At 71.3% G+C, this 15,331-nt stretch carries 14 protein-coding genes; 7 read left to right on the top strand and 7 right to left on the bottom strand.

Annotated features, from left to right (window positions below):
- Positions 1 to 48: 48 nt before the first annotated feature.
- A complete protein-coding gene (locus KBX50_RS13635) occupies positions 49 to 423 on the bottom strand; it encodes a CrcB family protein (RefSeq protein ID WP_210937407.1) in 375 nt (124 codons plus the stop codon).
- Complete coding sequence (gene crcB / locus KBX50_RS13630) at positions 420 to 902, bottom strand: fluoride efflux transporter CrcB (RefSeq protein WP_374224624.1); 483 nt, start codon at positions 900 to 902, stop codon at positions 420 to 422. The genes KBX50_RS13635 and crcB overlap by 4 nt, the downstream gene beginning before the upstream one ends.
- Before the next feature lie 192 nt (positions 903 to 1,094).
- Here crcB and KBX50_RS13625 point away from each other — a divergent pair, with 192 nt between their 5' ends.
- The 3 genes from KBX50_RS13625 (at position 1,095) to KBX50_RS13615 (ending at position 4,859) form a co-directional block, all read left to right on the top strand.
- A complete protein-coding gene (locus KBX50_RS13625) occupies positions 1,095 to 1,430 on the top strand; it encodes a YnfA family protein (RefSeq protein ID WP_093408611.1) in 336 nt (111 codons plus the stop codon).
- A gap of 219 nt (positions 1,431 to 1,649) precedes the next feature.
- Positions 1,650 to 3,617, top strand: a complete 1,968-nt coding sequence (locus KBX50_RS13620) for an ABC transporter ATP-binding protein (RefSeq protein ID WP_210937405.1) — start codon at positions 1,650 to 1,652, stop codon at positions 3,615 to 3,617.
- A 141-nt stretch (positions 3,618 to 3,758) separates the two neighbouring features.
- Positions 3,759 to 4,859 carry an L-dopachrome tautomerase-related protein gene (locus tag KBX50_RS13615; protein WP_210937404.1) on the top strand — a complete coding sequence of 367 codons (1,101 nt, stop codon included), beginning with the start codon at positions 3,759 to 3,761 and terminating at the stop codon, positions 4,857 to 4,859.
- Positions 4,860 to 4,901: 42 nt separating this feature from the next.
- Here the strand turns inward: KBX50_RS13615 and KBX50_RS13610 are convergent, their stop codons facing one another.
- The 3 genes from KBX50_RS13610 to KBX50_RS13600 are packed head-to-tail and all read right to left on the bottom strand — an operon-like array spanning position 4,902 to position 7,353.
- Entirely contained in the window at positions 4,902 to 5,531 is a 630-nt protein-coding gene (locus KBX50_RS13610; RefSeq protein ID WP_210937403.1) for a copper resistance CopC family protein, read from the bottom strand.
- Between the two features lie 17 nt (positions 5,532 to 5,548).
- A complete protein-coding gene (locus KBX50_RS13605; protein WP_210937402.1) occupies positions 5,549 to 6,748 on the bottom strand; it encodes a Dyp-type peroxidase in 1,200 nt (399 codons plus the stop codon).
- 17 nt (positions 6,749 to 6,765) lie between these two features.
- Positions 6,766 to 7,353, bottom strand: coding sequence for a copper chaperone PCu(A)C (locus KBX50_RS13600; RefSeq protein ID WP_210937401.1), 588 nt, complete (start codon positions 7,351 to 7,353; stop codon positions 6,766 to 6,768).
- A gap of 129 nt (positions 7,354 to 7,482) precedes the next feature.
- Here KBX50_RS13600 and KBX50_RS13595 point away from each other — a divergent pair, with 129 nt between their 5' ends.
- Positions 7,483 to 8,304: an AraC family transcriptional regulator gene (locus tag KBX50_RS13595; RefSeq protein WP_210937400.1), complete on the top strand. Its 822-nt coding sequence runs from the start codon at positions 7,483 to 7,485 to the stop codon at positions 8,302 to 8,304.
- Here KBX50_RS13595 and KBX50_RS13590 read toward each other — a convergent pair.
- Both KBX50_RS13590 and KBX50_RS13585 read right to left on the bottom strand, forming a co-directional pair.
- On the bottom strand, positions 8,279 to 8,710 hold the full coding sequence (locus KBX50_RS13590) for a DUF2000 domain-containing protein (RefSeq protein WP_210937399.1): 432 nt from the start codon (positions 8,708 to 8,710) through the stop codon (positions 8,279 to 8,281). The genes KBX50_RS13595 and KBX50_RS13590 overlap by 26 nt on opposite strands.
- Before the next feature lie 61 nt (positions 8,711 to 8,771).
- Positions 8,772 to 10,823 (bottom strand): copper-translocating P-type ATPase, encoded by a 2,052-nt coding sequence (locus KBX50_RS13585; protein ID WP_247673657.1) that lies wholly within the window; start codon positions 10,821 to 10,823, stop codon positions 8,772 to 8,774.
- A 322-nt stretch (positions 10,824 to 11,145) separates the two neighbouring features.
- On the opposite strand from KBX50_RS13585, the gene KBX50_RS13580 reads away from it, so the two are divergent.
- From KBX50_RS13580 to KBX50_RS13570, 3 genes are read left to right on the top strand one after another with little or no spacing between them, the layout of a single operon-like run.
- Positions 11,146 to 13,638: a nitrate- and nitrite sensing domain-containing protein gene (locus KBX50_RS13580; RefSeq protein WP_210937397.1), complete on the top strand. Its 2,493-nt coding sequence runs from the start codon at positions 11,146 to 11,148 to the stop codon at positions 13,636 to 13,638.
- Positions 13,639 to 13,676: 38 nt separating this feature from the next.
- Complete coding sequence (locus KBX50_RS13575) at positions 13,677 to 14,081, top strand: roadblock/LC7 domain-containing protein (RefSeq protein ID WP_093408465.1); 405 nt, start codon at positions 13,677 to 13,679, stop codon at positions 14,079 to 14,081.
- Positions 14,078 to 15,286, top strand: coding sequence for an ABC transporter substrate-binding protein (locus tag KBX50_RS13570; RefSeq protein WP_210937396.1), 1,209 nt, complete (start codon positions 14,078 to 14,080; stop codon positions 15,284 to 15,286). Before KBX50_RS13575 ends, KBX50_RS13570 begins: the two co-directional genes overlap by 4 nt.
- Positions 15,287 to 15,331: the final 45 nt, after the last annotated feature.

Genomic DNA, 15,331 nt, shown 5'->3' with positions numbered 1-15,331 from the left:
ACGGCCGGCACGCCGACGAGCCCGGTCACCGGCGAGAACGCGTGACGGTCAGGCCCACAGCGCCTCGGCGAGGGTGACTCCGACGAACGCGGCACCAAGCGCGGCGACGACGCTGACGCCAGCGTTGACCAGCGCGGGGAGACGGGCACCGTCCTCGAAGAGCCGGATCGTCTCGTAGCCGAAGGTCGAGTAGGTGGTAAGTGCACCGCACAGACCGACGCCGAGCAGGGTGAACAGGTCACCGGGGACCGCGCCCCCGGCGGCCCCACCGATCAGGACACCGAGGAGGAGCGAGCCGACCACGTTGACCACGAAGGTGCCCCACGGAAGGACGGAGTCGTGACGTCCCTGCACCGCCCGGTCGATGAGGTAGCGCAGCGGTGCGCCGAGAGCGGCGCCGAGCGCCACCAGGATGACTGTCATCCGGCGCTCCGGTTGCGGTCCACGCCGGTCGCCAGCCGGGTCAGGGTCACGCCCAGCCGGACGGCGGCGAGGGCGGCGACGAGGGTACCGGCGAGATACAGCAGGCCGGTCCGCGCCGCGCCCGCCGCCACCGCCTGCTGCACCTCCACGGCGTACGTCGAGAAGGTGGTGTAGCCGCCGAGCACGCCGACACCGAGGAAGGGCCGGACCAGCCGGTGCGCGGTCCACGCCTCGGTGATCAACACCATCAGCGCCCCGATGAGCAGACAGCCGGAGACGTTGACGGCAAAGGTGGCCCAGGGAAAACCGCGCGGCGGGTGCGGAAAGGTCACGGCCAGCCCGTATCGCGCCAGCGCGCCGATCATCCCGCCGACGGCGATCGCGGCGAGCAGACTGGCGGTCCCGCCCCGCAGTTCCGCGCGCTGACGCGGAACTCTGAGATCAACATCCGGATCGACGGGCGGTCGCTGTGCTGCCACGCTCACCCCCTACCAGTACGCGTCTGCCCTGGCAGGGACCGTCGGCGGCAGGTGCCGCGGGCATCCCGCACCGGCGGGGTGGCGGGCCCCACCGCCACGGGCACCTCCGGCGGATGCCCCGTGCAGAGGATAACGCCGCTCGCCCGACGTCACCCGGGGGTGCGGCCACCCGCTGACGGTATGGTGCGGCGGGTGACCGTGCTGCGTTCCGTTCTGCTGTTCGTCCTGGCCGCGATCGCCGAGATCGGCGGGGCCTGGCTGGTGTGGCAGGGCTGGCGGGAGCACCGGGGGCTCTGGTTCGTCGCCGCCGGGGTGCTCGCCCTCGGCGCGTACGGCTTCGTCGCCACCTTCCAGCCCGACCCGAACTTCGGCCGCATCCTGGCCGCGTACGGCGGGGTTTTCGTCGCCGGCTCGCTCGCCTGGGGGATGATCTTCGACGGCTTCCGCCCGGACCGGTGGGACCTCACCGGTGCCGCGATCTGCCTGCTCGGCGTCGCCGTCATCATGTACGCCCCGCGCGGTGCCTGACTCCGCTCGGCTGCCGGGGTGCGCCGAGCGGCGGTGACCGGAGCCCGGCGTCCGGGCCGGGCGGTTCGGCGCGCCGACAGGGCTGGACCACCGCCGCATCGACGGTGACGATAAGTAGCTGGTCGATCGCCGTTGGCTAGGTCGGTGGTTTCACGTCTCCGATGCCACCCCGGGGCGGAGGCGATCGCCGCGTGTCGCCGACCCCCTGGAGGTGTTTGCATGGCCGCCACGTCGACCCGGCGTCGTGACCGAGCGGAGCAGGCCGAGCCGTCGGCCGGGGAGTCGGTGCTCCCCGAGATGCGGGCCATGTGGTGGGAGACGGGGATGCGGGCGCGGACCCAGGCCGGTCTGCTCGCCGTCCTCGCCGAACTGCCCCGGCTGATCTGGGCGGCCCTGCGGATCAGCTGGCGGGCCGACCGGCTGCGTACCTCGGTGGTCGCCGTCGCGACGGTCGGTGCCGGCGTGATGTCGGCGTTCGGGCTGCTCGCGACGCAGCGGGTGCTGGTGGAGTTGTTCGCCGGTGGGCCGACCGGCGAGAAGGTGGTGGCCGCGCTGCCGGCGCTCGCGGTGCTGGCCGCGGCGACCGCGACGCGGTCCGGCATGGCGATCGCCACCGGTTACGCGCTGAACGGGTTGACGCCCAGGGTCAGCCGGGAGGTGGAGCGAGGGCTGTTCGAGATGACCACGGCCGTGCGACTGGAGGCCTTCGACGCGGACGCCTTCGCCGACGACATGGAGCGCGCCTCCCGGGGCACCGATTCGGCCGTGGATCTGGTGCCCGCGTCGATGAACCTGCTCGCCGGGCTGGTGGGGGTGGTCGCGGTGACCGTGGCCGTCGTGGTGATCCATCCGTTGCTGCTGCCGGCGCTGCTGGTCGCGACCGTGCCGAACGCGTGGGCCTCGCTGCGGGCGGGGCACCTGCGGTACCAGACCTACATCGCCGGCTCGGTCCGGCGACGCCGGATGTGGTTGCTGCACCGGCTGATGGCCGAACGGGCGTCGGCACCGGAACTGCGCTCGTACGGCCTGCGCCGGTTCCTGCTGGACCAGTACGACCGGGTGATGGCGGTGGAGACCGACATCGAGCTGGCCCTGGCGCGTCGGGTGACCACGACGGTCACGGTGGGCTCGATGATCGGGGGCCTCGCCACCGCCGTGGTCTACGTGCTGCTCGGCCTGCTGCTCATCGACGGGCAGATCCCGCTCGCGGCGGCGGCGACCTGTGTGATCGCGGTGCAGGCGGCGCAGCGTTCGCTGGCCGTGGTGACCTTTCAGATGGACCGCGTCTACACCGAGGGCCAGCACTTCCGCGACTACACGGGGTTCATGGCCCGCGCCGCTACCTACCTGCCGGAGCAGGCGGTGGTGGCGGCACCCGACCGGCTGCGGGTGCTGACCGTGGAGGCGGTGAGCCTGCGTTACCCGGATCGCGACATCCCGGCGGTGGATCGTGTGACGTTGACCGTGGAGGCGGGGCAGACGGTGGCCTTCGTCGGGGAGAACGGATCCGGCAAGAGCAGCCTGGCCGCGATGATCGCGGCCCTGCGTACGCCCAGCGACGGGGTGATCCGCTGGAACGGGCAGCCCCTGTCCGAGCTGGACCGCGACGAGTTGCGTGGTCGCATCGCCGTGGTCACCCAGGAGTACCACAAGTGGCCGTTCACCGCCGCCACGAACATCGCCATCGGGGACATCGACACCGAGGCCCGGCAGGACCGGATCGAGGCCGCCGCCGCCCGGGCGGTCGCCGACGAGATGATCCGCGAGCTGCCGCACGGGTACGAGACGCTGCTCGACCGTACGTTCGCCAAGGGTCAGGACCTCTCCGGCGGGCAGTGGCAGCGGATCACCGCGGCTCGCGGTTTCCTCCGCGACGCCGAACTGCTGGTGATGGACGAGCCGTCCTCGGCGCTCGATCCGCGGGCCGAGGACGCGCTGTTCCAGGCCATCCGTGACCGGCGTGGCCGGGCCACCACCATCCTGATCACGCACCGGCTGGCCAACGTCCGGCACGCCGACCGGATCTTCGTGCTGCATCACGGTCGTCTGATCGAGCAGGGCACCCACGACGAACTCGTCGCCGCCGGTGGTCGGTACGCCGACCTGTTCACCCTCCAGGCCGCCGGCTACGCGGACACCGACCGCCTACCCGCGCCCCGGCAACATCCGCACCCGGCCGCTGGCTGACACCCGCCTCCGCGTCGGACGGAGAAACCGCGCCGTCACGTTTGCGTCATCCGACGACGGGAACGGGGGTTGCTCAGGCCGCGTCGGCTGAGACCCGGGCACGGGTCGGGACGAAACGCGGCCCGACGGCAGGAGCAGCGGATGAGCGAGCCCGTGTCCGACGAGCCCGTCGGCGAGCTGGAACTGGTCCATGCCTTCACCGGGCCGATGCCCACCGGGGTCAGCGTCTCGCACACCGGCCGGATCTTCGTCAACTTTCCCCGGTGGGGCGACGAGGTGCCGGCCACCGTGGTCGAGCTGCGCGACGGCACCGAGGTGCCGTACCCGGACGAGCGGTGGAACCAGCCGCGAGACGACGACGACCCGGGTGCCTTCGTCTCGGTGCAGAGCGTCGTGGTCGACCCCGTCGACCGGCTCTGGGTGCTCGACACCGGCAGCCCGAAGTTCCAACCGACTCGACCGGGCGGCCCCAAACTGGTCCGGATCGACCAGGGCAGCGACACCGTTGCCCAGGTGATCACCTTTCCGCCGGACGTGGCGCTGCCCACCACGTACCTCAACGACGTGCGCTTCGACCTGCGGCGTGGCGAGGCGGGCCTCGCGTACATCACCGACTCCGCGGTCGCCGGGCCGAACGGGATCATCGTGGTCGACCTGGCCAGCGGTGCTTCCTGGCGACGACTGCATGACCATCCCTCGACCAAGGCGGAACCACTGGCCCGGTTCCGGCCGGTGGTGGAGGGGAGACCCCTCCTGCAACGGTCGGCCGACGGGCCGCCGACACCGCTGACGATCGGCGCGGACGGGATAGCCATCTCCGCCGACGGTTCCCGGCTCTACTACTGTCCGTTGGCCTCGCGCCAGTGGTACAGCGTCGCCACCGACGCGCTCGCCGACGTCTCGGCCAGCGCGGACGAGGTCGCCGCGACGGTGGTCCACGAGGGCGACAAGGGCACCGGCTCCGACGGCCTGGAGAGCGACGACGCCGGGCGGATCTACCTCACCGCGTACGAGCACAACGCGGTGCTGCGGCGGCGTCCGGACGGCGAGTACGAGACGGTCGTCCACGACCCTCGGCTGCTCTGGCCGGACACCCTGTCGGTGGCGGTGGACGGGCACCTCTACGTCACCGCGAACCAGTTGCACCGACAGCCCAGCTTCCAGCAGGGCAGGGATCTGCGCCGCAAGCCGTACGCGCTGTTCCGGACCCGGATCGACGCGGGACCGGTGCTGCTGCGCTGAGGCCCGCCGGTGCTGACCGCTGGGGTGCCGCCCCGGCGATGCTCAGCGCGCGGGGCCGCCCCCGACGGCGTTGCGTCGGCGCAGCAGGAGCACTGCGGCGGCAGCCACCAGTGCCAGCACGATTCCGCCGCCGGCCAGCAGCGCCGCCGTGCCGGGACCGCCGGAGGAACTGCTCGCGGCCGGGCTGGCGGCTGCGGCGGACGGGGTCGGCTCGGCGCTCGGGGTCGCCGCCGTCTCCGTCGGCTCGCTCGCCGCAGGGCTGGGGCTCGGTTCGGCGGTGGCCGTCGGGTCGGCGACGGTGAACTTGTACGACCCCTGCACCGGGTGCCCGTCGGTGGAGACCACCCGGTACGCGACGGTGTAGACGCCGTTGGCCAGCGGCGGCTCGACGGTGACGGTGCCCTTGGTGCCGCTGACCTCCGGCTCGCCGGTGGCCACCTGCTGCTTGTCCGCGTCGCTGAGGGTGATGGTGGTGAACGACGGGTTCAGCTTCTGGAGGAACTCCAGGGTGATCCGGGTCGGTGCCTTCTTCAGCTTGGCGTCCTGCGCAGGAGTGGCCTTGCGCAGCACGTTGTGGGCGTACGCCGGGGCAACCGGCCCGATCAGCAGGGCGGTGGCGGCCAGCGTTGCGGCTAGGGCGGCGGCGAGCGGCCGGCGCAGGTGGCGAGACATGACGGTCATTCTCCTCGTCAGTCGAGCAGTTGCTGACCGACCCAACCACCTTCCGGGCAGCCGGGCGGGACGGCGAAGACGGCGGAGCCGATCGGGGTGGTCCACTCGTTGAGCAGATCCCGCTCGGCGAGCCGCCGCTGGATGGGCAGGAACTGGGTGGCGATGTCGGCCTGGTACGCCGCGAAGATGAGCCCACTGTCCGCGGTGCCGTCGGCTGCGGGTACGCCGTCGTAGTTGTAGGGACGGCGCAGGATCCGGAACCGGTCGTCGGTGACGTGCGCCCGGGTGAGGTGCGAGAAGTCCGGGATGACCGTCAGCCCGTCCGGGCCGAGGGCGGCGAAGTCGGGCTCGTCGTGTTCGCGTGTGCCGGTCAGCGGGGCGCCGGTGTCCAGCCGCCGCCCCACGGCCAGTTCCCGGTCGGTGCGACCGAGCAGGTCCCAGGTCTCCAGGTTCATGCTGATCCTCCGCACCACCAGGGTGGTGCTGTCCCGCAGCCAGTCCGGCCCGTCGGTGACCCAGACCGCGGTCTCCACCGGTGCGCCGGGCTTCGGGTTGGCGGTGCCGTCGAGTTGGCCGAAGAGGTTGCGTTGGGTCCGGCCCGGCTCCGCGCCGGCCGCCCGCCGGAAACCCTGCTGCACCCAGCGCACGGTGGCGAAGGGTCGACTGTCCTTGACCAGGACCCGCTGCGCGTGTGCCACGGTGAGCGGGTCGTCGGCGCAGATCTGCACCAGCAGATCCCCGCCGGACCAGCGGGGTTGCAGCCGGTCGATGCGGAACGCGGGCAGCTCGACCACGGAAGGCGGGCGGCGGTCGTCGAGACCGGCGGCGGCGTACAACCCCGGGCCGAAACCGAACGTGACGGTCAGCCGGGCCGGCAGCAGCCCCAGCTCGGGTTCGGTGTCGGCGAGTGCGGGTCGGCCCTGGGTGAGCCGGGCGGCGTCGTCGGAGAGCAGCCGCAGCAGTCGCCCGAGGTCGGCCCGGTCGGTGCCGGGGCGCAGGGTGAAGGCGACGAACGCGGCGTGCGCCTGCGGTTCGTTGACGACTCCGGCCTGCCGATTGCCGTGGAACGCTTCGACCGCCTCGCCGACGCCCGCCACCGGTGTCCGCTCCGGCGGGCGCTCCGCTGGCTCGGTGCGGGTGCTGGCCACCGCGGCAGCGCCGGCAAGCGTGCCACCGGCGGCCAGGGCGCCGCCGGTGAGCAGGCCACGCCGGCTCACCGGGCGGCTGGTGGGCCTCACGGTGCCGGGCTGTGGCTCGTCGGCATGTCCGGCATCGGCTCCCCGTGCCCGGGCGCGTAGCTCTCCTGCGCCCCGGTGAACGGCTTGACCACCGCGCGGAACGTCTGGCTGCGCCCGTCGGCGAAGGTGAGGGTGAAGGACAGCTCGTCACCGGCCCGTACCGGCTTGGCGAGGTCCATCAGCATCAGGTGGTCGCCGCCCGGTTCCAGCTTGTACTCGCTCTTCGCCTTGATCACCACGCCGCCCTGCTTGGCCCGCATCACCATCTTGCCGTCCGCCATGGCCATCTCGTGCAGCTCCATCGGCGACAGGTCGGTGGCGGCACCGGTGATCGTGACGTCGGTGTCGCTGTCGTTGACAAACGTGGCGAAGGCTGCCGTCATCCCCTCGTCGGCGGCCTTCACCCACGGATCGCGTACGCCCAGCACGCCGGCCTCGACGGTGGCCGCGGTGGCCGTGGCGGACGGCGTGGGGGTGGTCGACGACTCCCCGGACGGTCCGCAGGCGGCCAGGGAGACGATGAGTGCGGCCCCGGTGAACAGGACCGCTGGGCGCAGGGCCCGACGGGGCAGGAGGCTGGGCATGGAATTCCCCTCGAAGATCGATGTCATGAGGTTGGTCGGCCGGGGCCGCCCGGAAGTTCCGCCCGCCGCAGTAGCCCTGGTCACGTGCGCTCTGGTGGTGGCCGCTGGCCGAGCGGTTACAGTTCCGCCGTGTCCCGGCGACAGCAGGTACAGGTCTGGTCCCCCGCGGTCAGCGGGATCACGGAGGTGCTGCACGCACGGTTCACCGACCACGCCTACCCGATGCACACCCATGACAGCTGGGCGCTGCTCGTGGTCGACGAGGGAGTTGTCCGGTACGACCTGGATCGCCACGAGCACGGCGCGTTCCGGCAGGTCGTCACGCTGTTGCCGCCGAACGTGCCGCACAACGGCTCCCCCGTCACCGCGCAGGGGTTCCGCAAACGGGTGCTCTATCTCGACGCCGGGCAGCTCGACGAACGCCTGGCCGGTCGGGCGGTGGACCGACCGACCTTCGACGACGCAGCCCTGCGGCGGCGGATCGATCTGCTGCACGCACGGCTGACCGAGCCGGGTGACGAGTTCGCCGCCGAGGTGCATCTCGCACTCGTTGTCGAGCGGCTGCGGGCGCGACTGGCCAGCCCTACGCCCGTGGTCCCATCGCTGCGGGATCCACGGATCGCCCGGCGGCTACGTGACCTGCTCGACGAGCGCTTCGTGGTGGGACTCACCCTGGCGGAGGCCGCTGGTCTGGTGCATGCTCACCCGACCCACCTCGTGCGGGCCTTCTCCGCGGCCTTCGGTATCGGCCCGCACCAGTATCTGATCTCCCGGCGGGTGGATCTGGCTCGACGACTGCTGCGCGAGGGCGTACCGGCCCGGGAGGCAGCCGCCACGGCCGGCTTCCACGACCAGTCACACCTGAGCCGGCACTTCAAGCGGATCCTCGGCTTCAATCCCGGCCAGTACACCCGTCACCGCCGGTTCAGGGGTGCATCCGAGCCCCTTTGAGGATCTTGTCCACGGCGTTCTTCGGGCCGTACACGGCCAGCCCGGTGAGGTCGAGGTGGTCGCGGCCGACGGCGCGTACCGCCGTCCGGTTGTCCCGGTCGTTGCCGGTCCGGAACAGGTCCGAGGTGAAGACGGCCAGCGGTAGCCCACGGGCCACGGCGCGCTGGTGGGCGGCGGTCACCGTTTCCTTCGTGCCGGCGAACACCAGCACCGGCTGCCGGAACATGGGGAGGTAGGGCGTCTCGTCGGCGTCGGCGTACGGCTGACCGATCACCTCGGGCGCGGCCTGACCGATGCCGCTGACCAGGAACGCGGTCATGTTGAGTCGCTGCCAGGTCGGCAGGTCGTCGCGGAGCAGGACTGCGATCTTGGTGTCAAATCGTACGGGCTCGGTGACGGTTTCCATGCCGCCGAGTCTGGGCCCGCAGGCGTGCCGGGGTCTTGTACGAAGCTGCCCTGACGGGTGTTCAATCCGGTGGCCGCAGCTCTACGCGGCGCAGCAGTTGGGCGTTGAGTGCGACCACGATGGTGGAGGCCGACATCAGCACGGCGGCGACCGCCGGGCTCAGCGCCACACCGGCCCAGGCCAGGACCCCGGCGGCGAGTGGCAGCGCGACCACGTTGTAGCCGGCGGCCCAGGCCAGGTTCTGGAGCATTTTCCGGTACGCGGCCCGAGACAATCGGATCACGCCGCTCACACCGCGCGGGTCGGAGGAGGCGAGCACTACCCCGGCGGACTCGATGGCCACGTCGGTGCCGGCGCCGATCGCGATGCCGACGTTCGCGCGGGCCAGGGCGGGTGCGTCGTTCACCCCGTCGCCCACCATGGCCACCCGCAGTCCACGCTGCTGCAACCCGGTCACGGTGTCGTCCTTCTCCGCCGGTAGCACCTCGGCGAAGACCTCGTCCTCACCGGCGCGGAATCCGAGGTCGGCGGCGACCGCCTCGGCGACCGGACGGGCATCCCCGGTGATCATCATGATCTTGCGGATGCCCTGGCTCCGTAGGTCGGCGACGGCCTGCCGGGCCTCCGGCCGAACCTGGTCGGCCAACGCGAGGGCGCCGAGGACGACGGCACCGCCGTCGCTGAGCCGCAGCAGGTAGAGCACCGCCGCGCCATGACGCGACCAGTCCTGCCGGTGCTCATCGAGGTCGCCCGGCACGGTGACGTCGAGCTCCCGCAACAACGCCGGACCGCCGACGGCATAGGTCACCCCGTCCACCTCGGCGCGTACCCCGCGACCGGTCATCGAGTGGAATCCGGACGCCGCCCGCTTGTCGCTCCGGTCGGCGGCGGCGGTCACGATCGCCCGGGCGAGGGGGTGCTCGCTGTCGGCCTCCACCGCCGCCGCGATGGCGAGGACATCCTGCTCGGTCGTGCCGGTGCCGGCGGCGACGTCGGTCAGGACGTGCTCGCCCCGGGTCAACGTGCCGGTCTTGTCGAACAGCACCGTGTCGACGGTGCGCATCCGCTCCAGGGCCAGTCGGTCCTTGATCAGGATGCCGCCCTTGGCGGCCACTGCGGTGGACAGCGCGATGACCAGCGGGATGGCCAGTCCGAGCGCGTGTGGGCAGGCGATGACCAGCACCGTCACCGTCCGCACCACCGCCTCGTCCACAGTGCCCAGCAGCGACCAGACCACGAGGGTCAGCACGGCGGTCGCGGTGGCGATGTAGAACAGCCAGGCGGCGAACCGGTCGGCCAGCACCTGCGCCCGGCCGCTGGACTGCTGGGCCTCGCTCACCAGCCGCTGGATGCCGGCCAGCGCGGTGTCGTCCCCGACCGCCTCGATCCTGATCCGCAGCGCCGCGTCGGTTGCCACCGTGCCGGCCACCACCCGGTCGCCGGTGGAGCGGGCCACCGGGCGCGACTCGCCCGTGATCATCGACTCGTCCATCTCGGCGCTACCGTCCACCACGGTGCCGTCCGCCGGAACCCGGGCGCCCGGACGGACCAGGACCACATCGCCGACGCTCAGGTCGGCCACCGTCACCCGGTGCGGCGCTCCGTCCGCGTCGAGTCGCTCGGCATCGTCCGGCAGCAGCGCGGCAAGCGCCGACAGGGTGCCCCGGGCCTGGCCGATCGCCTTCATCTCCTGCCAGTGGCCGAGCAGCATGATCGTCACCAGTGCCGCGAGTTCCCACCAGAAGTCCAGGTCGAAGGCGCCGAACGAGGTGGCCAGCGATGCCACGTAGGCAACCGTGATCGCCATCGCGATCAGCAGCATCATGCCCGGCGCCCGGTCCCGGATCTCGCGCACCGCGCCCTGAAGAAACGGCCAGCCGCCGTAGCCGAAGACCACTGTGCCGAGCACCGGCCCCACCAGGCCGATCCCGGGAAAGTCCAGTTCGTAGCCGAGCCAGTCCATCACCATGTGACTGGTGGCCACGATCGGCAGGGTCAGTGCCAGGCTCAGCCAGAACTTGCGGCGGAACGCCGCGGGATCGTGCCCGGCGTGCTTGTCGTGCCCGCCGTGCCCGTGCCGCTTCGGGTGGTGCTGGGTATCGCCGTGGGACATGTCATCGCCTCCCGACACCACCATATACCCCTCGGGGGTATTAATGACACATAACAAGATCGAGCCAGGTTGGACCTCGCCCTTTCCGTCATTCATTGACCACGACTGGTTGGACAAGTTTCGCTGTCGTGCTTCCGGTTCATGTCCGAGACGTCAGTCAACCCACGAGCGGGCGAGTAGGGATCTAGAGGTGAACCGATACATCGTGGTAGGAATGGCGCTCTGACGTGGGCAGGCACGCCCACCCTCCACCATGTAACCGACGGGTACGTCGGTTTCTGCTGAGATCAACGTCGATGAGGCTAGGGGGCGGAGTACGCCGGTGACACGTGCTACAGCGGCAGCCGCAGTGCGTACCCATGCCGAAGCGCGCCGGGGATGGCTGGCGCGGGGCAGCATCGTCCGACTGCTACGGCTGCTGGTCGCCGTACCACTGATCGCAGTCGTGGCCTTCGCCGGCCTGGCCCTTGAGGGTACGGTCCGGCAGGTGCTCAACGCGGGCACCGTGCACGACGTCGTCACACTCTCCACCCAGGCCGGCGCGCTCGCCCGTGCGCTACAGGCCGAGCGGGTGATCGCCGCGGTCGAGGTGACCACCCAGAGCCAGGCTGCCAGCGCCGCCTTCGACGACCAGGTCGCCCGGACCGACGCCGAGATCGCCGAGTTCCAACAACGCAGAGACGAGGTGTCGACCGGAAACTCCGCCCTGCAACGGATCGACGCCGGCCTCGCGGCACTCGGCTCGGTACGCGAGCAGGTCCGATCGAGCCCTCGCGCCACCCTGTCCGCGATCGCTTTCAGCTACCGCATTCTCGTCGCGGACCTGCTGACCTTCCGCGCTTCCGTGGCCACCGACACCTCGACGAACATCGCCGACGACGTCCGGGCCGCGGTGGCGGTCTCGGAGGCGGGCGAAGCGATCGGTCAGCTTCAGGTCATCGTGCTGCGCAGCCTCGCCGGGGGCGAGCTGACCCCGGCCGGACAGCAGGAGATCGTCGGTGCCCAGGCCCGATACGCCGAGGCCACCAACGCCTTCCTGGCCCTCGCCGAACCGGGGTGGGCGGCCAGCTGGGAGCAGATCGGTACCGATCCCCAGGTCGTCGCCGCACAACGGCTTCAGGACCAGGTGGGCCGGACGCTGCCCGGCGGACGGCTCGCCGTCGACCCGGACGCCTGGGTCGAGGCCACCGACGGTTGGGTCAGCCAGATGTTCCGGATCCAGAGCGACCTGGATGCCGCCGTCGCCGACCGGGTGTCGACCGAGCGCGGGCAACTGCTGCGTAACGCGTTGCTACAGGGTGTCGGCATCTTCCTGGTCCTGGTGCTCACCGCCGTACTGACCGGTGTGGTGGCGCGGCGGATCACCCGGCGGCTGCGGTCGCTGCGCAACACGGTGACCAAGGTGGCGTACGACCGGCTACCGGCCGTCGTCCGGGAGCTCACCGCTGCGCCTCCCGGTAGCGTGCAACCCAACGAGGTGGCGGACCGCTCCGTTTCGGAATTCCGGATCACCGGTTCCGACGAGATCGCCGAAGTGGCCACCGCGACCCGGGCACTGCACCGGGAAGCGGTCCGGATCGCGGGCGAACAGGCGGTGATGCGGGCCAACGTCGCGGAGATCTTCGTCCATCTCTCTCGACGTGAGCAGCGGCTGGTGGACGCGATGCTCGCCCAGGTCGACGAGGTGGAGCGCGACGAGGCCGACCCCGAACGTCTCCAGCAGCTGTACCAACTGGACCACCTCGCGACCCGGATGGCCCGGATCAACCAGAGCCTGCTGGTGCTCGGTGGTTCCGGCATCTCCCGGGTACGCCAGGAGCCGGTTCCGCTCGACCACGTGATCCAGGCCGCGCTGTCCCAGATCGAGCACTACACCCGGGTCCGGATCGGCACCGTGGACAAGGAGCTGGCGATCGCCGGTACGGCGGTCGACGAGATCGTGCACCTGGTCGCCGAACTGCTGGACAACGCGACCGGGTACTCCCCGCCGGAGGCCGAGGTGCTGGTCACCGGCCACGCCCTCTCCGATCGGGCGATCGTGCAGGTGGTGGACCAGGGCGTCGGGCTCTCCACCCAGCGGTGCGAGCAACTGAACATGGCGCTCGCCAACCCGTCGTCGATCGACGTGTCGGGCGTGCGGGCCATGGGCCTGACCGTGGTGGCCCGGCTCGCCGCCCGGCACGCCGTCCGGGTCGAGCTGCGCCCCGGGCCGACGGGCGGAACGGTGGCAGAGATCACGCTGCCGGCATCGATCGTCGTACGCCGGCCGGTGCAGCAGCCGCAACCGGTGGAGTCCGAGCTGGGCCGGGTCCGACCCTCCGCCACCGGAGGCCGTCCGGCCATGACCTCCGGAACCCGCGCCAGCCTCCCCGTGGCCGGCTCCGGCAACCCCGTGCCGAATGCCGGGCGGGTCCCGGTCGGTGCCGGCGCGGTACGCGCGAGCACGCCGGCGCCACCCAGCTCGGTCGCCGCGCCTCCCGTACCCGCACCGCTGTTCCAGCCAGCAGCTCAGCCGCAACCCGCGGTGGGGCTGCCGGCCGGACCGACGGTGAACGGCTGGTTCAAGACCGCCCTCGACGGCGACTCGGTGGCCGTCATCTGGCCGGTCGATGCCGGTGAGAAATGGGCGACCGCCAAGCCAGCGCCGTCCACCCAGGTCGGGTTGCCACGCCGGGTGCCGCAGCCCCATCTGGTGCCCGATACACCGCAACCGAGCGCGGACCCGCAGCGGAAGCTGGATCCGGCAACCGTGGCGGCGGCCATGTCGGCCTACGCCAAGGGCGTCGCCGGACGCCGGTCCCCCAACTCCTTCTGACGCTGACTGTCCACCCCTCCCCGATCTGGAGTGACGTCGTGACAAGCCCGAACGACCTGAGCTGGCTGTTGCAGAACTTCGTGAGCCGTACTCCTGAGGTCAGTCATGCCCTGGCCATCTCCACCGACGGGCTGGTCCTGGCACACAATCACGGCCTGCCCCGCGATCGGGCGGATCAGCTCGCCGCCACCGGCAGTGGTCTGATCGCCCTGCTGGTCGGTGCCGCCCGGTTCTTCCAGGCCGGAACGGTGATCTCGAACGTGACCCAGATGGACGGCGGCTTCATGTTCTGCATGTCGTTCAGCGACGGGGCCTCGCTGCTCGTGCTGGCGTCCCCGGTCTGCGACGTGGGCCAGGTCTCGTACGAGATGACCGACCTGGCGAACCGGATGGGCGAGGTGCTGACCCCGGCGGTGCGTTCCCAGTTGCTGGGGATGCTGTGAACGCCAGCCACCCCACCCGACGTGTCGCGGCCGCCCGACGGCTCGGCGCAGCCCTGCTGACCGGCGTGCTGGTCGCCGTCACCGCCGGCTGTGACGGCGGGTCGGAGCCGGAGCGGCAGACCATCAAGATCGGAATGATCACCGCCCTGGCCGGGTCGCTTGAGGCCCCGGGCTCCGAGTTGCGCGACGGCTTCCAGCTCTACCTCGACATGCGTGGCGGGCAGTTGGGCGGTCACCCGGCCGAGCTGATCGTCGCCGACGAGGGATACGAACGCGACGTGACCGTCGAATCCGCCACGAAGCTGCTGGAGCAGGACCGGGTCTCGGCGATCACCGGCATCATCAACGGCGGTAGCGTCGCCGCCATCCTTCCGCTGATCGACGAGCACAAGGTTCCGCTTGTCGGTGCGCTGGGGCGGCCGGCGCTGACCGACGTGACGTACATCTGGCACACCAACCTGATCTCCGTCGAGCCCGGGGTGGCCATGGCACCGTTCGTCAAGCAGGAGGTGGGGCAGGGCCGGGTCTACGCCATCGGGCCGGACTTCCAGAGCGGTCGGGACGAGCTGCGCGGATTCGTCGACACTTTCACCGACCTCGGTGGCCGACTGGCCAACCCGGGCGGCAAAGCCGTCTTCAGCCCGTTCCCGGTCACCGAGGACTTCGGGCCGTACCTGGACGAGATCGCCGAGTCCGGCGCCGACGCGGTCTACTGCTTCTTCGACGCGCAGAACGCCATCACCTTCGTCAAGCAGTACGCCGAATCCCCCGTCGCCGACCTGCCGCTCTACGCGGCGGGTTTCGTCACGGAGCCGGCGAGCCTGGTCGAGCAGGGCGACGCGGCGGAGGGCATCTACAACGGGTTGAACTATTCACCCGACCTCGACAACGCGGCCAACCGGGAATTCGTCGCCGCCTGGAACGCGGCCTACCCGGGCCGGGTACCCACGTCGATCGTGATGGCGTCGTACGACGCGGCGGCCGTGCTGGACCGGGCGATCGCCGCGGCGGGCACGAACCCCACCCCGCAGCAGATCAATGCCGCGATCGCCGGTCTCGGGCAGCTCAACAGCCCTCGTGGGCCCTGGCAGTTCGCGAAGTCCACCCACGCACCGATCCAGAAGTGGTATCTCCGCCAGGTCCGCCGGGACGGGCGGGCCCTGACCAACGTCGTCGTCTCGGAACTGGCCACTCTCGGCGGCTGAGCTCGGCGGTACCCGGCGTGGGGGGGGGGGGGGGGGGGCGCCGCC

The sequence above is a fragment of the Micromonospora sp. C51 genome, assembly GCF_018070435.1.
Lineage (GTDB): Bacteria > Actinomycetota > Actinomycetes > Mycobacteriales > Micromonosporaceae > Micromonospora > Micromonospora sediminimaris.
This window is presented reverse-complemented; position numbering and strand designations above follow the sequence as displayed.